Raw genomic sequence first — 21,701 nt, 5'->3', positions numbered from 1 at the left:
GACAAGGCCGATGCCACGAACCAGGTGGCCCGGCGGGACCGGCCCGCCATCGACCGCGGACACGGCAGCCGCCTCGCGGGCGACCGGGTCGCCACGGCCGGACTGCTCACCGGGGGTGGCGTTCAACAGCGGTCCGCAGGCGGCCCCGATCCCCGCGCTCGCGGCCGAGCGCACCCCAGGACCTGTTGACCTCAAGCGAACTTGAGGTCGGAAGGTGTTCCTCATCAGCCCGTTTCGCACATCAGGGGAGCCAGCCATGCACGCCGTCCGCCTCCACGCCTTCGGCCCCGCCGAGAACCTCGTCCACGAGCCGACCGAAGACCCCGCCCCCGGCCCCGGCCAGGTGCGGATCGCCGTGGCCGCGGCCGGCGTGCACCTGCTCGACACGGCCCTGCGCGAGGGCATGCAGGGCCCCTTCCCCGCCCCCACAGAACTCCCGACCATCCCCGGCCGCGAGGTCGCCGGCACCGTCGACGCGCTCGGCGAGGGCACGGACCCGGACTGGCTCGGCAGGAAGGTCGTCGTCCACCTCGGCATGGCGCCCGGCGGGTACGCCGAACTCGCGGTCGCCGACGCCGCGAGACTCCACGCGATCCCGGCAGGCCTCGACGAGGCCGAGGCCGTCGCGATGATCGGGACGGGCCGCACCGCCATGGGCATCGTGCAGTTCACCGACCTCGGCCCCGACGACATCGCGATCGTCCCCGCCGCGGCCGGCGGTATCGGCACCCTCCTCGTGCAGTACGCAAAGAACGCCGGCGGATACGTCGTCGGCCTCGCGGGCGGCCCGGAGAAGGTGGCGCGGGTCGCCGCGAACGGCGCCGACCTGTCCGTCGACTACACCCAGGACAACTGGGCCACCCAGGTCCGCGACCACCTCGGCGGTCGCCGCGCCACCGTCGTCTTCGACTCGGTCGGCGGCGCCACCGCGCGCGCCGCCGTCGACCTGCTCGGCAGAGGCGGCAAGCACATCGTCTTCGGCTGGTCCGGCGAAGGCCTCCACAACGGCTCCCCGCTCACCTTCACCGCCGAGGAACTGACCGAGCGCGCCATCACCTCCGAGGGCGTGCTCGGCCCGGTGATGCTCCGGAAGGCGGGCGGCGACATACGCGTCCTCGAGGAACGCTCCCTCGCCGAGGCCGCATCCGGCCGCCTGCGCCCCGCCATACAGCGCTTCCCGCTCGCCGAGGCCGCAGCGGCCCACCCCGCACTGGAGACGCGCACCACGATGGGCAAGGTCGTCCTGATCCCCTGAGATCCCGACCAGATCCTGAGATCCCGACCTGATCACCTGCGGCCCCGGAGAGGTCGGCTAAGACCCCAAAGAGGTCAGCGCCTCGTCGGTCAGCCGGTACACCGTCCACTCGTCCTGCGGCTTCGCGCCCAGCGACCGGTAGAAGTTGATCGACGGGGTGTTCCAGTTCAGTACGGACCACTCCAGGCGCTCGTAGCCACGCTCCACACAGATCCGCGCCAGCTCCGTCAGCAGCGCCTTGCCGTGACCGCCACCGCGCAGCCCGGGCCGTACATACAGGTCCTCCAGATAGATGCCGTGCACCCCGCGCCACGTCGAAAAGTTCAGGAACCACAGCGCGAAGCCCGCCACCTCGCCGTCCGCGGTCTCCGCCATGTGCGCGAAGGCAGCAGGCCGCTCGCCGAACAGCGCCTCGTGCAGCTGCTCCTCACTCGCCCGGGCCTCCTCCAAGGCCTTCTCGTACTCGGCGAGCTCACGGACCATGCGGTGGATCTCGGGGACATCAGCAGGCGTGGCGATACGAATCATGAGGTCAGACTGCCCGCCGAGCCGGCTGCCGTGCCATGAGTTTCCGACCGGTGGACACCTGCTCCGCCTGGAGCCGCGTCCGGTCACGTCCCGGATCCCCCGACCGTGGCGAGGATCACCTCCGCGTACGACCATGGAAGCCACCGGGCAGGCGCCCGATCAGCCACCGCGGCCTGCGAGTACCCTCCCGCCACACGCACTCAAGCTGAGCAGCAGGGGCATCATGAGCACGAACACCGTCAACGGCGGCATATCGTTCTGGTACGCGCAGGAGGGCACCCCCCTCCCCAGGGAGCCCCTCCCCGGCGACATCACCGCGGACGTCTGCATCGTCGGCGGCGGATACACGGGCCTCTGGACGGCGTACTACCTCAAAAAGGCCGTCCCCTTCCTCAACATCACCGTCCTCGAGGGCAAGTTCTGCGGCTACGGAGCCTCCGGCCGCAACGGCGGCTGGCTCTACAACGGCATCGCAGGCCGCGACCGTTACGCCAAACTCCACGGTCACGACGCCGCCGTCCGCCTCCAGCAGGCCATGAACGACACCGTCGACGAGGTCGTACGTGTCGCCGCGGAAGAGGAGATCGACGCCGACATCCACCATGGCGGCGTCCTCGAAATCGCCCACACTCCCGCCCAGTTGACCCGCCTCAAGGCCTTCCACGCCGTCGAGATCGCCTTCGGCGAGAAGGACCGCGTACTGCTCGGCGCCCGCGACACCGCCGAGCGCGTACGCGTCACCGGCGCCGTCGCCTCCACCTGGACCCCGCACGGCGCCCGCCTGCACCCCGTGAAGCTGGTCAAGGGACTCGCGGCAGCCGTCGAAGCGCTCGGGGTCACCATCCATGAGTCGACCCCCGTCACGGAGATCAAGCCGAAGCACGCGATCACCCCGTACGGCACGGTCCGCGCCCCGTACATCCTGCGCTGCACCGAAGGCTTCACGGCGAACCTCAAGGGCCAGAAGCGCGCCTGGCTCCCCATGAACTCCTCCATGATCGCCACGGAACCCCTCCCCCGGTCCGTCTGGGACACCATCGGCTGGGACGGCCGCGAAGCGCTCGGCGACATGGCGCACGCCTACATGTACGCCCAGCGCACCGCCGACGACCGGATCGCACTCGGCGGCCGCGGCGTCCCCTACCGCTACGGCTCCCGCACCGACAACGACGGCCGCACCCAGCCCGCCACCATCGAAGCGCTCCGCGAGATCCTGGTCCGCTTCTTCCCCACAACGGCAGGCGCCCGTATCGACCACGCCTGGTCCGGCGTCCTCGGCGTCCCCCGGGACTGGTGCGCCACAGTCACCCTGGACCGCTCCACCGGCCTGGGCTGGGCCGGTGGTTACGTAGGCTCCGGCGTCGCCACCACCAACCTCGCCGCCCGCACCTTGCGCGACCTGATCCAACAGGACTCGGGCCAGGCGGGCCCCACCGAACTCACCACGCTCCCCTGGGTGAACCACAAGGTCCGCAAATGGGAACCGGAGCCGCTGCGCTGGCTGGGCGTACAGGGCATGTACGCGGCCTACCGCGGCGCGGACCGCCGTGAGGCGGTCGCCCGCACCGCGGAAACGGACCCCGTCGCACAGATCGCGGACCGAATCTCCGGCCGTCACTAGACCGTGCTGCCGGACGCGGCCGGCCGACCTCGATGCCGTACTTCTGGACCCAGTCCTCCCGGACAGCCCTTGCCGCCGATGACGAACTCCCAGTCACCGCTTCCCCGGCGACGGAAGGACCCGAGTACTGCCGCTGCCGCTGCGCCTCGGCCCAGACCCCGACCAGTCCGGTGCAACGTCCGCTCATACGACCACGGCTCCCTGTCCCACACCCCGAAAAAACAAGTGTCCCGGACCTGAGAGGTCCGGGACAGGGTGTTTCGGTGGAGCCGCCTGTCGGAATCGAACCGACGACCGTTCCATTACAAGTGGAGAGCTCTGCCAACTGAGCTAAGGCGGCACAGCGCACTTCGAAGCCGTGCGCGAGGGCTTTCACACTCTACACAGAGCCTCATCCACCGATCCACGCAGTTGCCGCCTCCCGTGACCTCCCGACAACCAGTTCGTTGAACGGACTGGTGTGCCGTTCTGAAGATCGGACAGCGGGGAGGGCGGATGACCGAGCCACCGGAGGGGCCCGTGCGCGTCGTCGGCGCGGAGGCCAAGCGCGTCAAGCGCGAGGCGCTGGGCATCGCCGACCGGAGCAAGCACCACTCCCGCCCCGCGGCCCCGATCAAGCACCGCGCCAAGGAGCCGGGTACCTGGCAGCGGGTCTACCGTTTCCGCTTCTATCCGACTCCGGTCCAGGCCGGGCAACTGGAGCAGACCTTCGGCGCCTGTCGGTGGGTCTACAACGAGGGCCTGGCCCTGCGATCGGGCGCCTGGGAGCAGCACCGCGTTTCAGTGGGTTTCGCGGAGACGTGCCGAGCTCTGACCGGCTGGCGGCGGGCGGGGGCGACGTCGTGGCTGCGGGAGGTGTCGTCGACGGTGTTGCAGCAGGCTCTGCGGCATCTGGACGGGGCGTATACCCGCTTCTTCAAGGGGACGGCGAAGTTTCCGCAGCGGAAGAGGAAGCGCCGCTCGCAGGATTCGGCGACCTATGTGCGGACGGGCTTCCGATGGGTCGAGGATCCGGGACGGCCCGGGACGGGGCTGGTGACGCTGGCGAAGCACACCACCCCGCTGGAAGTGCGGTGGTCCCGTCCGCTGCCGGGTGGGCAGGTGCCGGTGAAGCTGACGGTGACACGCGACCGCGCCGGCCGGTACTTCCTGTCCGTGCTGGTCGAGGAACGGATCGAGCCGTTGCCCGCGGCATTCCTGCCCGGCGGGAGCGAGCCGAAAGCTGTCGGGCTCGACCTCGGTCTGGCAGCGCTCGTGACGCTCGACGACGGCTCGAAACTGGAGCATCCCCGGCTGCTGAAGAAGTACGCGAAGGAACTGGCCCGGTGGCAGCGGGAGCTGCACCGCAAGCAGAAGGGGTCGAAGAACCGGGACAAGGCCCGGAAGAGGATCGCCCGGCTGTACGCGCTCATGAACGACGTTCGCAGGGACATGCTGGACCGGTTCACCACCCGCCTCGTGCGCGAGAACCAAGTGCTCGTGGTGGAGGACCTGCGGATCGCCAATCTGATGCGGTCGGCGGCCGGGAAGGGACGCCGGCGGAAAGCCGGGCTGAATCAGTCGATCATCGACGCCTCCTGGGGTGAGCTGCTGCGGCAGCTGCGCTACAAGTGCCAGTGGTACGGCCGGACCTTGGTGATCCTGGACCGCTTCTTCCCGTCCACGCGCCGCTGCTCCGCCTGCCATACGAAGGGGCCTCGGCTCGATGTGTCCGTACGGGAGTGGACGTGCGCCGAGTGCGGTGCGGTGCACGACCGGGATGAGAACGCGGCGGTGAATCTCCGGGACGAGGGGAGGCGGCCGTACCGGCTGGTGGCTGCGGCGCTGCCGCCGGGGAGGATGCCGCCGCCGGTGATCAAGGCCTCGGAACTGCCAGAGGTCCTGCCGGCCGCATAGAGGAACCGGACCGACGGGCCGTCGGCCGGAATGCCTGTGGAGCCCCTGTAAGACCGTCCGGGTGTGGTCCTTGAGGGTCGTACCAGCACGGCAGTGGGCGCTGAAGCAGGAAGCATCGCACGAGCGGTAGCAGGTCAAAAGCATTCCGCTCCGCCCGTGTGCATGCCCAGGTCAAAAGCGCGTTGCTCTGGCCCCACCGAGCCGGAGTCGAAAATTTCATCGCCGTTCAACTGCTGACATGACGGGGCATGCCAGGTAGCGTCACGGCGGGTCCACGTGTGTGGACCAGACCACTCCCTTACTCGGATCGTCCGGCACGTTCCTGCCGGTGAAGGAGACGCATCACCATGGCCACTGTCACATTCGACAAGGCGACCCGGGTCTACCCGGGCTCCACCAAGCCCGCCGTCGACCAGCTCGAGATCGAGACCGAGGACGGCGAGTTCCTCGTTCTCGTCGGCCCCTCCGGCTGCGGCAAGTCGACCTCCCTGCGCATGCTCGCCGGTCTCGAGGACGTCAACGCCGGCTCCATTCGCATCGGCGACCGCGACGTCACGCACCTGCCGCCCAAGGACCGGGACATCGCCATGGTGTTCCAGAACTACGCGCTCTACCCGCACATGTCCGTCGCCGACAACATGGGCTTCGCGCTCAAGATCGCCGGCGTCAACAAGAGCGAGATCCGCAAGAAGGTCGAAGAGGCCGCGAAGATCCTCGACCTCACCGAGTACCTGGACCGCAAGCCCAAGGCGCTCTCCGGTGGTCAGCGCCAGCGTGTCGCGATGGGCCGTGCCATCGTGCGTGAGCCGCAGGTCTTCCTCATGGACGAGCCGCTGTCGAACCTCGACGCCAAGCTCCGCGTCTCGACCCGTACGCAGATCGCGAGCCTGCAGCGCCGTCTCGGCATCACCACGGTGTACGTCACGCACGACCAGGTCGAGGCCATGACCATGGGTGACCGGGTGGCGGTCCTCAAGGACGGGCTGCTTCAGCAGGTCGACTCGCCGCGCAACATGTACGACCGTCCGGCCAACCTCTTTGTCGCCGGGTTCATCGGCTCGCCGGCCATGAACCTCGTCGAGGTTCCGATCACCGACGGTGGCGTGAAGTTCGGCAACAGCGTGGTGCCGGTGTCCCGTGAGGCCCTGTCCGCGGCCGCCGACAAGGGTGACACCACCGTCACGGTCGGTGTCCGGCCCGAGCACTTCGACGTCGTCGAGCTGAACGGTTCCGCGGCCAAGTCCCTCACCAAGGACACCGAGGACGCTCCGGCCGGTCTCGCCGTCTCCGTCAACGTCGTCGAGGAGCTCGGCGCCGATGGTTATGTCTACGGTTCCGCTCAGGTCGGCGGCGAGCACCAGGACCTCGTGGTCCGCGTCGGCGGGCGTTCCGTGCCGGACAAGGGTGCCGAGCTGCACGTCGTGCCGCGGCCGGGCGAGATTCACGTCTTCTCGACGTCGACGGGCGAGCGCCTCAGCGGCTGACCGGGCCGACGTCACCGTCAATGCGCCGGAACGGCCCCGCAGTTCGCTGCGGGGCCGTTCCGCTGCCAGATGGGTCATGTCGACAAATACCCCGGCAGATCCGCCATTTCGATCCTGTACGTCAACACCGATTCGAAAAGCATCGTCGAACCATCCCCCGCCCGAGTGACTAAATGTCGCCAAATCATCACTGACCGCTACGCTCGCTCGCGTGACCCACTCAGCCCGCCGAATCGGCCGCACTCTCGCCCTCGTTCTGCCCGTCGTCCTGGTGCTCTCCGGAACCCTCGCGGTCACCAGCGTCCCGTGGGCAGGGCACAACACCGAGTCGCAGATTCTCACCGCGTCCTCGCGGAACGTCTCCGTGCGTGCCGAGCCCCGCTCGCCGCAGGACGTTCTGCGCGACCGGCTGCTCGCCGAACTCCAGGAGAAGGACCCGAGCATCGCGCTCACCCACCTCCAGCGCGAGGTCGAGGAGCGTCCGTCGCTCGCCAGGCACTGCATGTCGCTCGCCCGCGCCCTCGGACGCGCCGCCGTGAACCGCTACGGGCCCACCCGCGCCCAGACGTTCTCCCGTCCCGTCTGCGACACCTCCTTCGCCACCGGCGTCTCGCAGCAGACCCAGGGGAGCTGACCGCGGGGCCGCCGCCCCCGCCGCATATCGTTCACGGCATGCATACGCCTTCGTATCCGACGCAGGCCGTGGTCCTGGCGGGCGGCCAGGGCTCGCGGCTGCGCCCGTACACCGATGACCGCCCCAAGCCGATGGTCGAGATTCCGGGAACCGGGACCCCGATCATCGGCCATCAGCTTGCCTGGCTGGCCGCCGAGGGCGTGACGGACGCCGTGGTCTCCTGTGGTCATCTCGCCGAGGTTCTGCAGAGGTGGCTGGAAACCGCGGAGCTGCCGCTGCGTGTCTCCACCGTCGTCGAGACGGAGCCGCTGGGCCGCGGCGGCGGCCTCAAGTACGCCGCCGCTCATCTCCCGCACCCGGACCAGCCCTGGTACGCCACCAATGGCGATATCTGGACCCGTTTCTCGCTGCGCGACATGGCCGCCTTCCACGCCGAGCGTGACGCCATCGCCACACTCGCCCTCGCCCGCCCCCGGATCCCGTGGGGAGCCGTCGAGACGGACACCTTCGGCCACATCACGGACTTCATCGAGTCCCCGCCGTCGCCGTATCTGATCAACGCGGGTGTGTACGTCTTCTCCGCGGCCTTCACCGCGCTCCTCCCCGACCGGGGCGACCATGAGCGCACCACGTTCCCGCGTCTCGCCCGTGAGCAGCGGCTGGCGGGCTTCCCACTGCCGAACGGCGCGTACTGGCGGGCGATCGACACCGCGAAGGACCTCACCGAGGCTGCCAAGGAGCTTGCCGCGCAGGCACGTTGACCGCCCCGGGCCCGATACCCGGAGATACGACGAGAGGGGCGGCCACCGAAGTCCGGTGGCCGCCCCTCTCGTTGCGGATCTCAGCCCAGCAGGCCGCCGATCACCCTGCCCCCGCCCGAGCCGCCGCCGTTCCCGCCGTTCCCGCCGGAGCCGCCGCCACTGCCTCCTCCGGAGCCGCCTGAGCCGCCTGAGCCGCCCCCACTGCCGCCACCGCTGCCGGTGCCGCCGCTCGACGAGGGGCCGGCGCTGCTGGACGGCGGCTGAGCCGGCACCGACCGGCTGGGCGGCTGCTGTCCCGTGCCCTGCGTCTGGCTGGGCTGTCCGCCGGTACGGCCGGTCTCGCGGGCCGTGTCCTCGGAGGGCGTGGACCTCTCGGACTCGGGGCTGCCGGAGCTGCTCGCGGACGGCGACGGCTTGCCGTCCTCGCCGAGCGTGCCTGCGGAGCTGCGCGCGCCGCTGGGCTCCTGCGGAAGCGGGGACCCGGGAAGGTGGTTGGTCGGGTCCTGGTTGGGCTCCGGCACGGTCACCATGTCCGTGGAGCGTACGGCTCCGCCGAGCATCGAGCCCAACAACAGGGTGAGACCGACGACCACGGCGGCGACGACGCCACCGCGTCGCAGTACGCGCCGCCGCAGCTCCCACAGCTCCGATCGCGGTCCGAGCTTGCGCCAGGCCTCGCCCGCGAGCCGGCCGTCGACCGAGTAGACCGGTGCGCCCGCGATGATGAGCGGGGACCAGGCGGCCAGGTAGATGATGTCGGGTGCGTCGTACGCCGGCACGGTCTTCCAGGTCACCGTCAGGATGAGCATGGCCGACAGCAGTCCGCCGATGACGGCCGCGACCCGCTGCCAGAGCCCCAGTACGGTGAGCACGCCGACGACCACCTGGAGGAAGGCGACGGTGAGTCCCGCTCCTACCGGGTGGGAGAGCGCGAAGTCGCGCAGCGGCTCGGCGAGTGCCCAGGGGTGCAGCGAGTTGAGCCACTTGACCATGGAGCCGCGTTCGCCGCCGTCGAAGTAGACCGGGTCGCAGAGCTTGCCCATGCCGGCGTAGATGGAGATGAAGCCGAGGAACACGCGCAGCGGCAACAGCACCACTCCGAGGTTCATGCGCCGCCCGGGGTAGTAGGCGTGGCGGACGACGTCGGCGCCGTGCCGATGGGAGCGCACTTCGGCGTCGGCGTCGGCGAACTCCTCCTGCTGGTAGCGCTCCTGGCCGTAGGACTCCTGCCCGTAGCGCTCGGGCTCGGGCTCGGGCTCGTGGGGCTCCGCCTCGTAGGGATCCGGCTCGTAGGAGTGGTACGAGTCGTACGCGCCGACCGCTTGACGCATGGGCGGCAGCAGCGGCCTGTCGGGGTCGCGCGGCGCGCCGGGAGAGCCAGCTGCGGGCATCCGCGTGGTGTGCTCGGCGACGTCGACCCGCGGGATGACCTGGGTGGCTCCCGTGTCGAAGATGTCCCGGCCGTAAGCGTCCCGGTCGTAGGCATCCCGCTCGTAGGGATCCCGGCCGTAGGCGTCCCGCTCGTAGGCGTCCGTCTCGTAGGGATCCCGCCCCATGGTGGAATTGCGCACGGCCTGGAGAAGACCGGTCGCGCCGGCGTCCCCCGGCGCCGACTTGCCGCTCCACACAACGGGTGCCCGCCTGCGCACACCCGTTCCGGCTCCGCCGACAACGGGGTTCCTTGCGTTGCCCGCCATGCCACGTGCGGGGCGCTGACTCTGGGCGAGCTGCACCCGGAAGCTGGCGTGGTTCACGATGACCTGCGCGGGATCGCAGTCCACCTTGACCATGCTCAGCGCAGGCTGATCATCGAACCCGGGCCGGGGCGTTCTGGTGTCCACACTCATCTAACCGAGTGACTTGTGTTTAGGACACTGCCCTGACGGGCCCGATCTGTCCGAGACCCGTCAAGCGTTCCCAATAACCCGATTTGACCGTCATCCTTCGTCGTCTCTCATGCTCGTCCGTCGTCCGTCGTCCGTCATCGCCACGGAGCCGGTCATCGGCGGCAAGACATGAGAAACAGGGCGGGACCGGGGCAGTGCCCCGGTCCCGCCCTGTTTCTCCCCACGTCCTGCGACGCGGCTCGTGCCGTCAGCGACGCCGCTTGGCCGCCTCGTACAGCACCACACCCGCCGCGACACCCGCGTTCAGTGACTCCGCGCCACCCGGCATCGGGATCCTGACCAGGTAGTCGCAGGTCTCGCCGACCAGTCGGCCCAGGCCCTTGCCCTCGCTGCCGATGACGATGACCACCGGGCCGCCCAGCGCTTCCAGGTCCTCGACCGTGGCCTCGCCGTCCGCCGCGAGCCCCACGACCGTGATGCCGGCCTTCTGGTAGCCCTCCAGCGCACGGGTCAGGTTGGTCACGCGGGAGACCGGCGTACGGGCCGCCGTGCCCGCCGAGGACTTCCAGGCGCCTGCCGTCATGCCGGCGGCGCGACGCTCGGGCACGACCACACCGTGGCCGCCGAAGGCGGAGACGGAGCGGACGATCGCACCCAGGTTCCGCGGGTCGGTCACCCCGTCGAGGGCGACGATCAGCGGGTCCTCGCCGTTGTCGTGGGCGGCGGCCGTGAGGTCCTCGGGGTGCGCGTACTCGTACGGCGGGACCTGGAGGACGAGACCCTGGTGGTTGAGCCCGTTCGTCATCCGGTCGAGTTCGGGCCGGGGGGCTTCCATCAGGTTGATGTTGCCGCGCTCGCCCGCGAGCTGGAGCGCCTCGCGCACCCGCTCGTCGTTGTCGATGTACTGCTGGACGTACAGCGTGGTCGCCGGGACGCCGTCGCGCAGCGCCTCGAAGACCGGGTTACGGCCGACGACCATCTCGGACGTGCCCTTGGCGCCGCCGCGGCGGGGCGCCGGACGCCGGGCGGCGGCCTGCCTGGCCTGGGCACTGGCCACCCGGTTCTTCTTGTGTCCCTTGCGCTCGGAAGCGGGCGGCGTCGGGCCCTTGCCCTCGAGCCCGCGGCGTCGCTTGCCACCGCTGCCGACCTGCGCGCCCTTCTTGTTGGACGTGCGGCGGTTCCTGCGCTGGCTGTTCCCGGCCATGACCTACCTGTTTCTGTAAAGCTCGCTCAAAAGTGTGTACGTAAGTGAAGTGTGCCGCCCGGGCGCCCGGGCGGCACATCTTTGTCGGGCGGGCCCGGTGGGTTCAGCGGGGGCCGAGTGTCCACCGAGGGCCGTCAGGCCCGTCCTCGATGACCAGACCGGACTGCAGAAGCTGGTCGCGGATGGCGTCGGCGGTCGCCCAGTCCTTGCGGCTGCGAGCGGCCTCGCGCTGCTGCAGCACCAGCCGCACCAGTGTGTCGACGACTCCGTGGAGATCGTCTCCGCGCTCACCCTCGGCCGCCCACTGCTCGTCGAGTGGGTCCAGGCCAAGGACGCCGAGCATGGACCGTACCTCGGCGAGCCGGGCGACGGCTGCTTCCTTGTCGTCGGCGGCCAGTGCGGAGTTCCCCTGGCGGACCGTCGTGTGGACGATGGCGAGCGCCTGCGGGACTCCCAGGTCGTCGTCCATCGCCTCGGCGAAGGCCGGCGGCACTTCGGTGGCGGGCTCGACCGGCCCGCCGGCCTTTTCCACCACGCGCTGGATGAAGCCCTCGATCCGCGCGAACGCGGACTCGGCCTCGCGCAGGGCCTCCTCGCTGTACTCGATCATCGACCGGTAGTGCGGGGTGCCGAGGTAGTAGCGCAGCACGATGGGCCGCCAGTGCTTGACCATCTCGGAGACGAGCACCGAGTTGCCGAGCGACTTGGACATCTTCTCGCCGCTCATGGTGACCCAGGCGTTGTGCACCCAGTACTTGGCGAAATCGTCGCCGAAGGCCTTGGCCTGGGCGATCTCGTTCTCGTGGTGCGGGAAGATCAGGTCGATCCCGCCGCCGTGGATGTCGAAGGCCTCGCCCAGATACTTGTGCGCCATCGCCGAGCACTCCAGGTGCCAGCCGGGCCGGCCGCGGCCCCAGGGGGTCTCCCAGCTCGGCTCGCCGGGCTTGGCCGCCTTCCACATGGCGAAGTCGCGCTGGTCGCGCTTGCCGGTCTCACCTTCGCCGGACGGCTGGCGCAGATCGTCCAGCTCCTGGTTGGAGAGCTCCAGATAGCCGGGGAAGGAACGCACGTCGAAGTAGACGTTGCCGTCGGCCTCGTAGGCATGCCCGCGCTCGATGAGGCCGCGCATCATCTCGACCATCTCGGTGATGTGGCCGGTGGCGCGCGGTTCGTACGTGGGCGGCAGGCAGCCGAGCCGGTCGTAGCCGTCGTTGAAGGCGCGCTCGTTGTCGTAGCCGATCGACCACCAGGGGCGGTCCTGTTCCGCCGACTTCCTGATGATCTTGTCGTCGATGTCGGTGACGTTCCGCACGAAGGTCACGTCATAGCCGCGGTACTCGAACCAGCGGCGCATGATGTCGAAGTTCAGACCGGACCTGATGTGCCCGATGTGCGGGGCAGCCTGCACCGTGGCGCCACACAGGTAGATCGAGACACAACCCGGCACGAGCGGGGTGAAGTCACGGATCTGCCGGGCGCTGGTGTCGTACAGGCGAATAGTCACGCATCAAGGGTAGTGGCCCGTTACCAGTGCCCCGCGACCCTTCCGGTTCGCGGGACGCGTTTGTGACGTTGTCCGGCCGTGGGACGGCCCTGAGGCAACGCGAATACGACACAACACGAATACGACACGAATACGACTCGGATACGCCGTGGGTGCGATGCGAGCCGGATCCCGGCTGTCCGGTGGGTCAGTTCCTGACGACCAGCGCGGTGGCGATGGCGGCCAGCCCTTCGGCCCGGCCCGTCAGACCCAGCCCGTCCGTTGTGGTCCCGGACAGGGAAACCGGCGCGCCGACCGCCGCGCCGAGTACCTTCTGGGCCTCCTCGCGCCGCTTGCCGATCTTCGGGCGTACGCCGATGACCTGGACGGAGACATTGCCGATCTCGAAGCCCGCGGCCCGCACGATCCGTGCCGCCTCGGCGAGCAGCGTGACTCCGGAGGCACCGGACCACTCGGGCCTCGAGGTGCCGAAGTGGGCGCCGAGGTCGCCGACGCCGGCGGCCGAGAAGAGCGCGTCGCAGGCGGCGTGGGCGGCGACGTCGCCGTCGGAGTGCCCGGCGAGCCCGTCCTCGCCCTCCCACAGGAGTCCGGCGCACCACAACTCGCGCCCCGGCTCGAAGGCGTGCACGTCCGTACCGATGCCGACCAGCGGAATCCGCGTCTCAGAAGCCATCGTTGGCCCTCCTCCGGGCAAGAACCGCCTCGGCCAGTACGAGATCGAGTGGCCGGGTCACCTTGAACGCCTCTTCATGGCCGGGTACCACCACGACGGGCACGCCGAGCTGCTCGACCATGCCGGCGTCGTCGGTCGCACCCTCGCCATTGACGGCGACCCTCTCGTGCGCGCGGACCAGCGTGTCGCGGTCGAAACCCTGCGGGGTCTGTACGGCACGCAGCCGCGCCCGCTCGGGGGTCGCGACGACCGGCTCGGGTTCGCCCTTCTCCTTCGGCTCGACCTCTTTGACGGTGTCGGCGAGAGGCAGTGCCGGTACGACGGCCGGAGCCCCGTCCCGTACCGCCTCGATGACCGCGTCGACGGTGTCGACGGGCACGAGCGGGCGGGCGGCGTCATGGACGAGGACGACGGAGATGTTGTCCGGAAGTGCCTCGAGGCCGAGGCGTACGGACTCCTGCCGGGTGTCGCCGCCGGCCACCACCAGGAAGTCGGTGCGCTCGGGCAGGGCGTGCGCGTCGAGGAGGTTCTTCACCTCGGGCGCGCCGTCGGGCGGGGCCACCACGACGACGAGCGAGACGGCCCGGGAGGCCGCCATGGCGCGTACGGCGTGGATCAGCATGGGCGTGCCGCTCAGCGCGCGGAGCGCCTTGGGGGCGCCGGGGCCGAGCCGTACGCCCCGGCCGGCCGCCGGGATCACTGCGCCGGTGCGGTACGGGCGCGATTCGTCTGACATCGGTTGCACTCCGGCAGGTTTGTTTCCTTGGCCGACATGGGTATGGCCACAGCGTGCCGGGCGCGACGCCCTGACCGAACCCTTCCGTGACAACCGGTCTGCGCCGGCCGCCCGGGCCCGGCACACCCAGTGGTACGGCGCACCACTGGTTCAGCGCAATCGAGCTGTGAGCACAGCCACAGTGTGATCACAGACACAGTGTGAGCACAGCGGCAGTGAGCAGGCGCATTGAGCGGGGGTGTACGTGCCACGACGGACATGCCGCAGCGCCCGGCGACAGGACTGTTTTCACAGCATGTCAGCGGGCACCGCGGCATTGTGGCGCGTGTGTACGCGTCAGGACGCGAGGACCTCGTCGAGCAGAGCCTCGGCCTTGTCTTCGTTGGTGTTCTCCGCGAGGGCAAGCTCGCTCACCAGGATCTGGCGCGCCTTGGCGAGCATCCGCTTCTCACCTGCGGAAAGCCCACGCTCGCGTTCACGACGCCACAGGTCACGCACTACTTCGGCGACCTTGATGACATCGCCGGAGGCGAGCTTCTCGAGATTTGCCTTGTAGCGACGGGACCAGTTCGTCGGCTCTTCGGCATATGGTGCGCGCAGCACCTCGAAGACCCGGTCGAGCCCGTCCTGACCGACCACATCGCGTACGCCGACAAACTCCGCATTGTCCGCCGGCACACGAACTGTCAGGTCGCCCTGGGCGACCTTGAGCACCAAGTAGGTCTTGTCCACGCCTTTGATCTGGCGAGTTTCGATGGCCTCGATCAGCGCGGCCCCGTGATGGGGATAGACCACGGTGTCGCCAACCTTGAACGTCATGTGACAGGTACCCCTTCCGTGGCTATCCAGAGTAACACGAGAACGGCTTCTACTGAATGGCGTTTTCGCAGGTCAGGGCATATCTCGGGGCTTGACAACAGCAACACGAACGTGCTGCGGACGCCTTCCGGAGGGGGGTATTCGCAGGTCGGAGCGGCTGCGCGGGCGGAGAGAAACGCGCACGTTACACGCAACAGAACCCCCTCTCCGGAGGACGAACGTCCCGGTTTGCCGGGTTCCAAGCGGTGAACTTCCCGTACTCCGTTCGGTGGCCGGTCACCCGTACGGACGGATGTGCGTCGAATCCGGAATTGATCTACGAGGGGTATTCGGTAAGCAATCCGTGGTGGCCCGGAGAATTGATCAACGCGCTTATGTGAACGGCGTACGAAACGGCACGACCGGAGTGCCTCCCGAGGAACCTCTCGAGATGCCCCTCGGGCCGCTTCCCGACCGGCCCTCGACCGCTCGTCGGGCGAAGGGGCGGGTCGGGTGCGGGGCGGGTAGGGCGGCTCGGTAACCTAAGCGCGAGCTGACACCCCCTTAGCCGATCTTCGAGCCGGTTCAACCGCCGGTCCGACTGCCGGCTCGGCTGTCGGCTCGAACCGCCGGTTCACCTGCCGGCTCACCGCCCGTCCGTAGCCAGTCCCGTACGTCCTAGGAGATGCCGCCGCCGTGAGCCGCAGCCTTCGACGCGGCGCCCTCGCCGCTACTGCCATCGTGTTCTCGATCGCCTCGCTCTCCGCCTGCGCAGCGGGCACCGACGCGCAGACCCTCGGCGTCAAGCCGGACAATGCCTCCACGACGGTCGACACCATCAAGATCCAGAACGCGACGGTGATCACGCAGCCGGACCGGAGCGCGGTGGGCCCCGCGGTCGTCTCCGCGACGGTCTTCAACACCAGCACCACGCCGCAGACCATCGAGGCGATCACGCTGCCCGGCACGAGCGCCCAGGTGAAGCTCGGCCCGGCCAAGGGCTCCGGCCCGGTCACGGTGCCGGCCAACGGCTCGGTCGTCATCGGCGGCGCGGGCAATCCGTCCGCCGTGATCGCGGACGGCCGCGAGGCCGCCGAGGCCGGCAATGTGCAGGAGGTCGTCTTCCGCTTCAGCGAGACCGGCGACGTGAAGATTCAGGCCTTCGTCGTCCCGGCGGAGGGCTACTTCACGGGCTTCGGCCCGAGCTCCCCGCCGAAGCCGCCGGAGAAGCCCGTGGAGAAGCCCTCAGGAACCCCCTCGTCGACTCCGTCCGGCTCTCCCTCGGGAGGAGCCACGGGCGCACCGGGCAACGGCCGGTCCGGCGAGCCCGGCACGCCGTCGGACTCCTCCTCGGCGTCGGGCGAAGCCGGTCACTGACGGCCACGCCGGAAGTCGTATCAGCCGTAGGAACACGAGGGGCGCCCCGCCGGAATCCTTTCCGGCGGGGCGCCCCTCGTCGTACCGCTGCCGGTTTACGGCTCGAACTTGTACCCCAGGCCACGCACCGTCACCAGGTACCGCGGCGCACCGGGGTCCGGCTCGATCTTGGCGCGCAGGCGCTTGACGTGGACGTCGAGCGTCTTCGTGTCGCCCACGTAGTCCGCACCCCACACGCGGTCGATCAGCTGCATACGGGTCAGCACCCGGCCGGCGTTGCGCAGCAGCATCTCCAGCAGGTCGAACTCCTTCAGCGGGAGATCCACCTTGCCGCCCGAGACCGTGACGACGTGACGGTCCACGTCCATCCGCACCGGGCCGGCCTCCAGGGCTGCCGGGGCGACCTCCTCCGGTTCACCGCGACGGCGCAGGACCGCGCGGATGCGGGCGACCAGCTCCCGCGAGGAGAAGGGCTTGGTGACGTAGTCATCGGCTCCTATCTCCAGGCCGACGACCTTGTCGATCTCGCTGTCCTTGGCGGTCACCATGATCACCGGAACGTTCGAACGGCCGCGCAGCTGCCGGCAGACCTCGGTGCCCGGCAGGCCGGGCAGCATCAGGTCGAGGAGGACGAGGTCGGCGCCATTGCGCTCGAATTCGTCAAGCCCCTCGGGCCCCGTGGTCGCGATGGCGACCTCGAAGCCCTCTTTTCTGAGCATGTAGGAGAGGGCGTCGCTGAATGATTCCTCATCCTCGACGACAAGCACTCGGGTCACGGAAGGACCTCCGGGGCAGGGATTTCGGCATTCGGATCGGTGTCGTAAGGCCGGTCGTCGTCCTCGTCGACGCGATCCGGTCCGGTGGATGAGCGGTCCCGTACGGCACCCGCTTCGGGCAGCCGCAGGGTGAACGTGGAGCCCTGTCCCTCGGAGCTCCACACCGTGACCTCCCCGCCGTGCGAGGCGGCCACGTGCTTGACGATGGCCAGTCCCAGACCCGTGCCTCCGGTGGCCCGGGAGCGTGCGGGGTCGACGCGGTAGAAGCGTTCGAAGACCCGCTCGCGGTCCTTCTCGGAGATACCGATGCCCTGGTCGGTGACGGCGATCTCGATGAGATCGCCGCCGGGCGCGGCGACGCGGCGTGCGGATACACCGACGCGGGTGCGGGCCGGGGAGTAGTTGACCGCGTTCTCGACGAGATTGCCGAGTGCGGCGGCGAGCTGGCCGCGATTGCCCCAGATTCGCAGGTCGGCGGTGCCGCCCGCGGCCATGGTGATCTGTTTGGTGGACGCCGGCTGCCGGGACCTGTCGATGGCCTCGGCGACCAGTTCGTCCACACGTACGGGCTCGGCGTCCTCCAGCGGGTTGTCGTTCTGGACCCGGGAGAGGTCGATGAGTTCCTGTACGAGATTGGTGAGCCGGGTCGCCTCGATCTGCATCCGGCCGGCGAAGCGGGTGACCGCCTCGGGGTCGTCCGAGGCGTCCATTACCGCCTCGGAGAGCAGGGAGAGCGCGCCGACCGGGGTCTTGAGCTCATGGCTGACGTTCGCGACGAAGTCGCGCCGTACCGCTTCGATACGGCGGGCCTCGGTGAGGTCCTCGACCAGGAGCAGGACGAGGCGGGAGCCGAGGGGAGCCACCCGTGCGGAGACGGCGAGGGCCTCGCCGCGGCCGGTGCCGCGCCGGGGCAGGTCCAGTTCGACCTGGCGTATCTCGCCGTCGCGGCGGGTGTCGCGGGCCATGTGCAGCATCGGCTCGACGGCGAGCTTTCCGCCGCGGACCAGACCGAGGGCGTACGCCGCGGAGCTGGCCTTGACGACGGAGTCGCTCTCGTCGAGTACGACCGCGGAGGAGCGGAGCACGGACAGCACCGTGTCGACGCCGGGCGGCAGCACGGCGTCGGTGTGCAGGGAGGTGCGGGTGGGTCTCTTCTGTTCGCGTTCGCTCCAGCGGAACGCCAGCATCGCGATGACACCGGTGCACAACCCGGCGATCGCTGCAGCTGCGGCGACCGCCGCGTTCACGTCCATGCCTCCAGGTTATGCGTGGTAGTGGAGATGCTCCCAGCCAAACGGGTGGCACCTCGAACAGTCGTCGCCCAGAGTTCACCAAGGGGATAGTGCCGGTTCACTTGAGGTGGAGGAGCCGGACTCGTACCGGACAGAACGTGGGAGCGTGGGGGTCCGAGCCCACCCGGACCCCGGTCATCAAGAGAGGGACACACCCATGCGGGACGCGTACCACGAGGAACTGGACTCGATCGGCGAGGGCCTGGTCGAGATGGCCAGACTGGTCGGGTCGGCGATCGGGCGCGCCACCACGGCCATGCTCGACTCCGATCTCAAGCTCGCGGAGAGTGTGATCGCCGGCGACCAGAAGGTCGACGATCTGCAGCACGACCTGGAGGCACGGGCCATCGCCCTGCTGGCGCGCCAGCAGCCGGTCGCGACGGATCTGCGGATCGTGGTGACCTCGCTGCGGATGAGCGCGGACCTGGAGCGCTCGGGCGACCTGGCCCAGCATGTGGCCAAGCTGGCCCGGCTCCGCTTCCCCGACACGGCGGTGCCGCACGACCTGCACGCCACCATCCTGGAGATGGGGCAGCTGGCGCAGCGGCTGATGGCCAAAGCCGCGGAGGTGATCATCACCAAGGACGTCGACCTGGCACTGCAGCTGGAGACGGACGACGACGAGATGGACCTGCTGCACCGGACGCTCTTCCAGCACTTGATGGACGACCGCTGGAAGCACGGCATCGAGACGGCGGTCGATGTGACGCTGCTCGGCCGCTACTACGAGCGCTTCGCGGACCACGCGGTGTCGGTGGCGAAGCGGGTCGTGTACCTGGTCACGGGCGAGCACGCGGACGAGCTTCAGCCGCCGACGCAGGTCGAGGGCGTCTAGCGGAGGTGTTCCGGCCGGGGGCGCCCGCGTGTACAGGGGGCCGTGGTGTGCCTCCGCGCGCTGTTGATGCGCCCGTCGCAGCGGGCATGCAATGGGCAGAGGCGGACCATCAGGTACGCCCATGAGGAGGGACCCATGGCCGAATCCACCATGACCGACTCTCAGCAGGAAACACCTGTTGAAGTGGTGTTTCTGCCCGTCCTCGGTGCCTGCGGCTGCGGCTCGGGCTGCGGCTGCGGCTGCCAGTCGGGTGGGCCGTGCCAGTGCGGTGGCTGCAGCGGATAGCCGACCCCCGGTACGCACGCGCGTACGCGGAAAGGGCCCCGTCCACGAAGGACGGGGCCCTTTCCGACGGACTCGCTGCTACTTCTTCTGTCCGGTTCTTCTCTCCGGGGATGGCCGGCCGGCACTCCGGGTGGCGGATGCAGCGCCGGCCTCAGTGCCTGAGGGACTTCTTCGTCCTCTCCACAGCCAACTGGATCTTGCCCTTCACCTTCTCGTTGCGACCTGCGACCCGCATGCGCCTGTCGCCCGTGACATGCCCGACGGACTCTTTGATCTGGCCCTTCATCCGCGTCGCCGTCGCCTTCGCCTCTACCTTGTTCATGGCCGGTACCTCCTGTGACGAGCGATTGCCGAACTACACCGTGGGCCGCCGCGCGGGCTCGGGCTGCTTCGCCGCGGATCGCAGCGCGAGCGCCACAGCAACCTCGCCCAGGCTCATGAGGACCAGCCACAGCCCGAGCAGTCTGGCCAGCGCGGTAGCGGATTCCACCGGGAACGCAAGCACCACAATGCCCGCCACGATCCCGAGGATGGCCACTGCGAATGCCAACCCCCGATGCGGCATATCGCGTCCGCCGCCGACGACGAAGGCCGCCAGCAGCCCCGACACCAGCCAGTAGGCACCGACCACGAGAGACAGCACCGCGGTGGTCTGCAGCGGGTGCCGCAGGCACAGCACACCGGCCAGGATGGCCACCACCGCCACCAACACCGCTGCCACCCTGCCGCCGCCCTCGCTGTCCCGCGAGAAGGCCGTCACGAAGCGGAACGCGCCCGAGATGAGCAGGTACAGGCCGATGATGACCGCCAGAACGTGCAAGGTCTCGTCCGGCCAGACGAGCACGACGATCCCTGCCGCCAGGGTCACCAGAGCGACACCGAGCAACCACGTCCATGCGCCGCCCACATCGGCCAACACGTCACTGGGGTCGGCCGACCCGTGAGACGTCGCGGAATCGGATGGTGTGTTCACGAGGCCCTCCCATTACGGGACCTCAAGCCCGGTGTACCGGCCTTGAGGTGGTGGGGCGGCTCAGAGCAGAAACCGCTCCGGATGAGCGGGAAGACGCATACGCCCCACGCGAAGATCCGCATCACGCAAGGAGCGCGTCCTCGTGGTCCGCTTGCACAAAAGCGCTCTCCCACCATCGTCGCGCGGTTTCGACGCCGTAGCCATCCAAGCCCGCCCACCTGGTGCCGAGCAGTCGGGTCACCCTCGGGAGGCTCTCGGCAACCTCAGCGGCCGGACGGTCCCCCGTTCTGGGCCCACAGTGGGCCCAGAACAAACGAAAGCCCCTGATCTGCATCATATGTGCAGGTCAGGGGCGTGATCGCTTTTCCTACTTCTTCTTGCCCTGATTCTTGACCGCCTCGATCGCGGCCGCGGCCGCATCCGGGTCGAGGTAGGTGCCGCCCGGCTTGAGCGGGTGGAAATCGGCGTCGAGCTCGTAGTAGAGCGGGATGCCGGTCGGGATGTTGAGGCCCGTGATGTCGGCGTCGGAGATGCCGTCGAGGTGCTTGACCAGGCCGCGCAGGCTGTTGCCGTGGGCGGCGACCAGGACCGTACGGCCGGCCAGCAGGTCCGGGATGATGCCGTCGTACCAGTAGGGCAGCATCCGCTCGACGACGTCCTTGAGGCACTCGGTCCGCGGACGCAGCTCGCTCGGGATCGTGGCGTAGCGCGGGTCGCCGCTCTGCGAGAACTCCGTGCCGTCCTCGAGGACCGGCGGCGGGGTGTCGTACGAGCGGCGCCAGAGCATGAACTGCTCCTCGCCGAACTCGGCCAGCGTCTGCGCCTTGTCCTTGCCCTGCAGCGCGCCGTAGTGACGCTCGTTCAGCCGCCAGGAGCGGTGGACCGGGATCCAGTGGCGGTCCGCGGACTCCAGCGCGAGCTGCGCGGTGCGGATGGCGCGCTTCTGGAGGGAGGTGTGGAGTACGTCGGGGAGCAGGCCGGCGTCCTTGATCAGCTCACCGCCGCGGACTGCCTCCTTCTCGCCCTTCTCCGTCAGATTGACGTCCACCCAGCCGGTGAACAGGTTCTTCGCGTTCCATTCGCTCTCGCCGTGGCGGAGGAGGATCAGCTTGTACGGTGCGTCGGCCATGTGTCCGAGCCTAATAGACGTCTTCCCCGTGCTGCTCGGCTGCCCGCGGAGCGGACTCGATTGACGGTCGGCGTCAATTGACTGGCGACGCCG

20 protein-coding genes and 1 tRNA gene are annotated in these 21,701 nt (G+C 69.3%); 8 read left to right on the top strand and 13 right to left on the bottom strand.

Annotated features, from left to right (window positions below; genetic code table 11):
- Positions 1-256 precede the first annotated feature (256 nt).
- Positions 257-1,255 (top strand): zinc-binding dehydrogenase, encoded by a 999-nt coding sequence (locus ACWDZ6_RS15220; protein ID WP_451503202.1) that lies wholly within the window; start codon positions 257-259, stop codon positions 1,253-1,255.
- A 57-nt stretch (positions 1,256-1,312) separates the two neighbouring features.
- Here the strand turns inward: ACWDZ6_RS15220 and ACWDZ6_RS15215 are convergent, their stop codons facing one another.
- Positions 1,313-1,783 (bottom strand): N-acetyltransferase family protein, encoded by a 471-nt coding sequence (locus ACWDZ6_RS15215; protein ID WP_451503201.1) that lies wholly within the window; start codon positions 1,781-1,783, stop codon positions 1,313-1,315.
- A gap of 223 nt (positions 1,784-2,006) precedes the next feature.
- Between ACWDZ6_RS15215 and ACWDZ6_RS15210 the strand changes: the two genes are divergently transcribed.
- Complete coding sequence (locus ACWDZ6_RS15210; protein WP_451503200.1) at positions 2,007-3,404, top strand: NAD(P)/FAD-dependent oxidoreductase; 1,398 nt, start codon at positions 2,007-2,009, stop codon at positions 3,402-3,404.
- A gap of 264 nt (positions 3,405-3,668) precedes the next feature.
- Here ACWDZ6_RS15210 and ACWDZ6_RS15205 read toward each other — a convergent pair.
- Positions 3,669-3,744, bottom strand: a tRNA-Thr gene (locus tag ACWDZ6_RS15205).
- Between the two features lie 155 nt (positions 3,745-3,899).
- On the opposite strand from ACWDZ6_RS15205, the gene ACWDZ6_RS15200 reads away from it, so the two are divergent.
- From ACWDZ6_RS15200 to ACWDZ6_RS15185, 4 genes are all read left to right on the top strand, one after another.
- A complete protein-coding gene (locus tag ACWDZ6_RS15200) occupies positions 3,900-5,300 on the top strand; it encodes an RNA-guided endonuclease InsQ/TnpB family protein (RefSeq protein ID WP_451503199.1) in 1,401 nt (466 codons plus the stop codon).
- 347 nt (positions 5,301-5,647) lie between these two features.
- Complete coding sequence (locus ACWDZ6_RS15195) at positions 5,648-6,784, top strand: ABC transporter ATP-binding protein (RefSeq protein WP_366730819.1); 1,137 nt, start codon at positions 5,648-5,650, stop codon at positions 6,782-6,784.
- 211 nt (positions 6,785-6,995) lie between these two features.
- On the top strand, positions 6,996-7,418 hold the full coding sequence (locus ACWDZ6_RS15190) for a hypothetical protein (protein WP_326650816.1): 423 nt from the start codon (positions 6,996-6,998) through the stop codon (positions 7,416-7,418).
- A gap of 38 nt (positions 7,419-7,456) precedes the next feature.
- Complete coding sequence (locus ACWDZ6_RS15185; protein ID WP_451503198.1) at positions 7,457-8,179, top strand: nucleotidyltransferase family protein; 723 nt, start codon at positions 7,457-7,459, stop codon at positions 8,177-8,179.
- Positions 8,180-8,259: 80 nt separating this feature from the next.
- On the opposite strand, the gene ACWDZ6_RS15180 is transcribed toward ACWDZ6_RS15185, so the two are convergent.
- The 6 genes from ACWDZ6_RS15180 to ACWDZ6_RS15155 all read right to left on the bottom strand — a co-directional run bounded on the left by ACWDZ6_RS15180 (position 8,260) and on the right by ACWDZ6_RS15155 (position 14,962).
- On the bottom strand, positions 8,260-10,026 hold the full coding sequence (locus ACWDZ6_RS15180) for a DoxX family protein (protein ID WP_451503197.1): 1,767 nt from the start codon (positions 10,024-10,026) through the stop codon (positions 8,260-8,262).
- A 247-nt stretch (positions 10,027-10,273) separates the two neighbouring features.
- Positions 10,274-11,230: a 23S rRNA (guanosine(2251)-2'-O)-methyltransferase RlmB gene (gene rlmB / locus ACWDZ6_RS15175; RefSeq protein ID WP_366736284.1), complete on the bottom strand. Its 957-nt coding sequence runs from the start codon at positions 11,228-11,230 to the stop codon at positions 10,274-10,276.
- Between the two features lie 103 nt (positions 11,231-11,333).
- A complete protein-coding gene (gene cysS / locus ACWDZ6_RS15170) occupies positions 11,334-12,734 on the bottom strand; it encodes a cysteine--tRNA ligase (RefSeq protein ID WP_451503196.1) in 1,401 nt (466 codons plus the stop codon).
- A 187-nt stretch (positions 12,735-12,921) separates the two neighbouring features.
- Positions 12,922-13,407 (bottom strand): 2-C-methyl-D-erythritol 2,4-cyclodiphosphate synthase, encoded by a 486-nt coding sequence (ispF, locus tag ACWDZ6_RS15165; protein ID WP_351446829.1) that lies wholly within the window; start codon positions 13,405-13,407, stop codon positions 12,922-12,924.
- Complete coding sequence (ispD, locus tag ACWDZ6_RS15160) at positions 13,397-14,143, bottom strand: 2-C-methyl-D-erythritol 4-phosphate cytidylyltransferase (RefSeq protein WP_451503195.1); 747 nt, start codon at positions 14,141-14,143, stop codon at positions 13,397-13,399. The genes ispF and ispD overlap by 11 nt, the downstream gene beginning before the upstream one ends.
- A 336-nt stretch (positions 14,144-14,479) precedes the next feature.
- Complete coding sequence (locus ACWDZ6_RS15155; protein ID WP_003953493.1) at positions 14,480-14,962, bottom strand: CarD family transcriptional regulator; 483 nt, start codon at positions 14,960-14,962, stop codon at positions 14,480-14,482.
- Positions 14,963-15,637: 675 nt separating this feature from the next.
- Between ACWDZ6_RS15155 and ACWDZ6_RS15150 the strand changes: the two genes are divergently transcribed.
- Positions 15,638-16,318 (top strand): DUF461 domain-containing protein, encoded by a 681-nt coding sequence (locus ACWDZ6_RS15150; RefSeq protein ID WP_451503194.1) that lies wholly within the window; start codon positions 15,638-15,640, stop codon positions 16,316-16,318.
- A gap of 95 nt (positions 16,319-16,413) precedes the next feature.
- Here ACWDZ6_RS15150 and ACWDZ6_RS15145 read toward each other — a convergent pair whose 3' ends face one another.
- Both ACWDZ6_RS15145 and ACWDZ6_RS15140 read right to left on the bottom strand, forming a co-directional pair.
- On the bottom strand, positions 16,414-17,094 hold the full coding sequence (locus tag ACWDZ6_RS15145) for a response regulator transcription factor (RefSeq protein ID WP_108149499.1): 681 nt from the start codon (positions 17,092-17,094) through the stop codon (positions 16,414-16,416).
- Complete coding sequence (locus tag ACWDZ6_RS15140; RefSeq protein ID WP_451503193.1) at positions 17,091-18,347, bottom strand: sensor histidine kinase; 1,257 nt, start codon at positions 18,345-18,347, stop codon at positions 17,091-17,093. Before ACWDZ6_RS15140 ends, ACWDZ6_RS15145 begins: the two co-directional genes overlap by 4 nt.
- 196 nt (positions 18,348-18,543) lie before the next feature.
- Between ACWDZ6_RS15140 and phoU the strand changes: the two genes are divergently transcribed.
- Entirely contained in the window at positions 18,544-19,221 is a 678-nt protein-coding gene (gene phoU, locus ACWDZ6_RS15135) for a phosphate signaling complex protein PhoU (protein ID WP_326650827.1), read from the top strand.
- Positions 19,222-19,657: 436 nt separating this feature from the next.
- Here the strand turns inward: phoU and ACWDZ6_RS15130 are convergent, their stop codons facing one another.
- From ACWDZ6_RS15130 to ACWDZ6_RS15120, 3 genes are all read right to left on the bottom strand, one after another.
- Positions 19,658-19,828, bottom strand: coding sequence for a CsbD family protein (locus ACWDZ6_RS15130; RefSeq protein ID WP_366734198.1), 171 nt, complete (start codon positions 19,826-19,828; stop codon positions 19,658-19,660).
- 33 nt (positions 19,829-19,861) lie between these two features.
- Positions 19,862-20,479 carry an HdeD family acid-resistance protein gene (locus tag ACWDZ6_RS15125; protein WP_451503192.1) on the bottom strand — a complete coding sequence of 206 codons (618 nt, stop codon included), beginning with the start codon at positions 20,477-20,479 and terminating at the stop codon, positions 19,862-19,864.
- 367 nt (positions 20,480-20,846) lie between these two features.
- Positions 20,847-21,608: a phosphoglyceromutase gene (locus ACWDZ6_RS15120; protein ID WP_451503191.1), complete on the bottom strand. Its 762-nt coding sequence runs from the start codon at positions 21,606-21,608 to the stop codon at positions 20,847-20,849.
- Positions 21,609-21,701 lie beyond the last annotated feature (93 nt).

Source organism: Streptomyces sp. NPDC002926 (assembly GCF_053591755.1).
Note: the sequence above shows the minus strand (reverse complement) of the source record. Positions and strands in the feature narration are given on the sequence as shown.

Coding starts and splice junctions, on each gene's coding strand:
- ACWDZ6_RS15220 (WP_451503202.1), top strand. CDS start 257: ATGCACGCCGTCCGCCTCCACGCCTTCGGCCCCGCCGAGAACCTCGTC.
- ACWDZ6_RS15215 (WP_451503201.1), bottom strand. CDS start 1,783: ATGATTCGTATCGCCACGCCTGCTGATGTCCCCGAGATCCACCGCATG.
- ACWDZ6_RS15210 (WP_451503200.1), top strand. CDS start 2,007: ATGAGCACGAACACCGTCAACGGCGGCATATCGTTCTGGTACGCGCAG.
- ACWDZ6_RS15200 (WP_451503199.1), top strand. CDS start 3,900: ATGACCGAGCCACCGGAGGGGCCCGTGCGCGTCGTCGGCGCGGAGGCC.
- ACWDZ6_RS15195 (WP_366730819.1), top strand. CDS start 5,648: ATGGCCACTGTCACATTCGACAAGGCGACCCGGGTCTACCCGGGCTCC.
- ACWDZ6_RS15185 (WP_451503198.1), top strand. CDS start 7,457: ATGCATACGCCTTCGTATCCGACGCAGGCCGTGGTCCTGGCGGGCGGC.
- ACWDZ6_RS15180 (WP_451503197.1), bottom strand. CDS start 10,026: ATGAGTGTGGACACCAGAACGCCCCGGCCCGGGTTCGATGATCAGCCT.
- rlmB (WP_366736284.1), bottom strand. CDS start 11,230: ATGGCCGGGAACAGCCAGCGCAGGAACCGCCGCACGTCCAACAAGAAG.
- ispF (WP_351446829.1), bottom strand. CDS start 13,407: ATGGCTTCTGAGACGCGGATTCCGCTGGTCGGCATCGGTACGGACGTG.
- ispD (WP_451503195.1), bottom strand. CDS start 14,143: ATGTCAGACGAATCGCGCCCGTACCGCACCGGCGCAGTGATCCCGGCG.
- ACWDZ6_RS15155 (WP_003953493.1), bottom strand. CDS start 14,962: ATGACGTTCAAGGTTGGCGACACCGTGGTCTATCCCCATCACGGGGCC.
- ACWDZ6_RS15140 (WP_451503193.1), bottom strand. CDS start 18,347: ATGGACGTGAACGCGGCGGTCGCCGCAGCTGCAGCGATCGCCGGGTTG.
- phoU (WP_326650827.1), top strand. CDS start 18,544: ATGCGGGACGCGTACCACGAGGAACTGGACTCGATCGGCGAGGGCCTG.
- ACWDZ6_RS15130 (WP_366734198.1), bottom strand. CDS start 19,828: ATGAACAAGGTAGAGGCGAAGGCGACGGCGACGCGGATGAAGGGCCAG.
- ACWDZ6_RS15120 (WP_451503191.1), bottom strand. CDS start 21,608: ATGGCCGACGCACCGTACAAGCTGATCCTCCTCCGCCACGGCGAGAGC.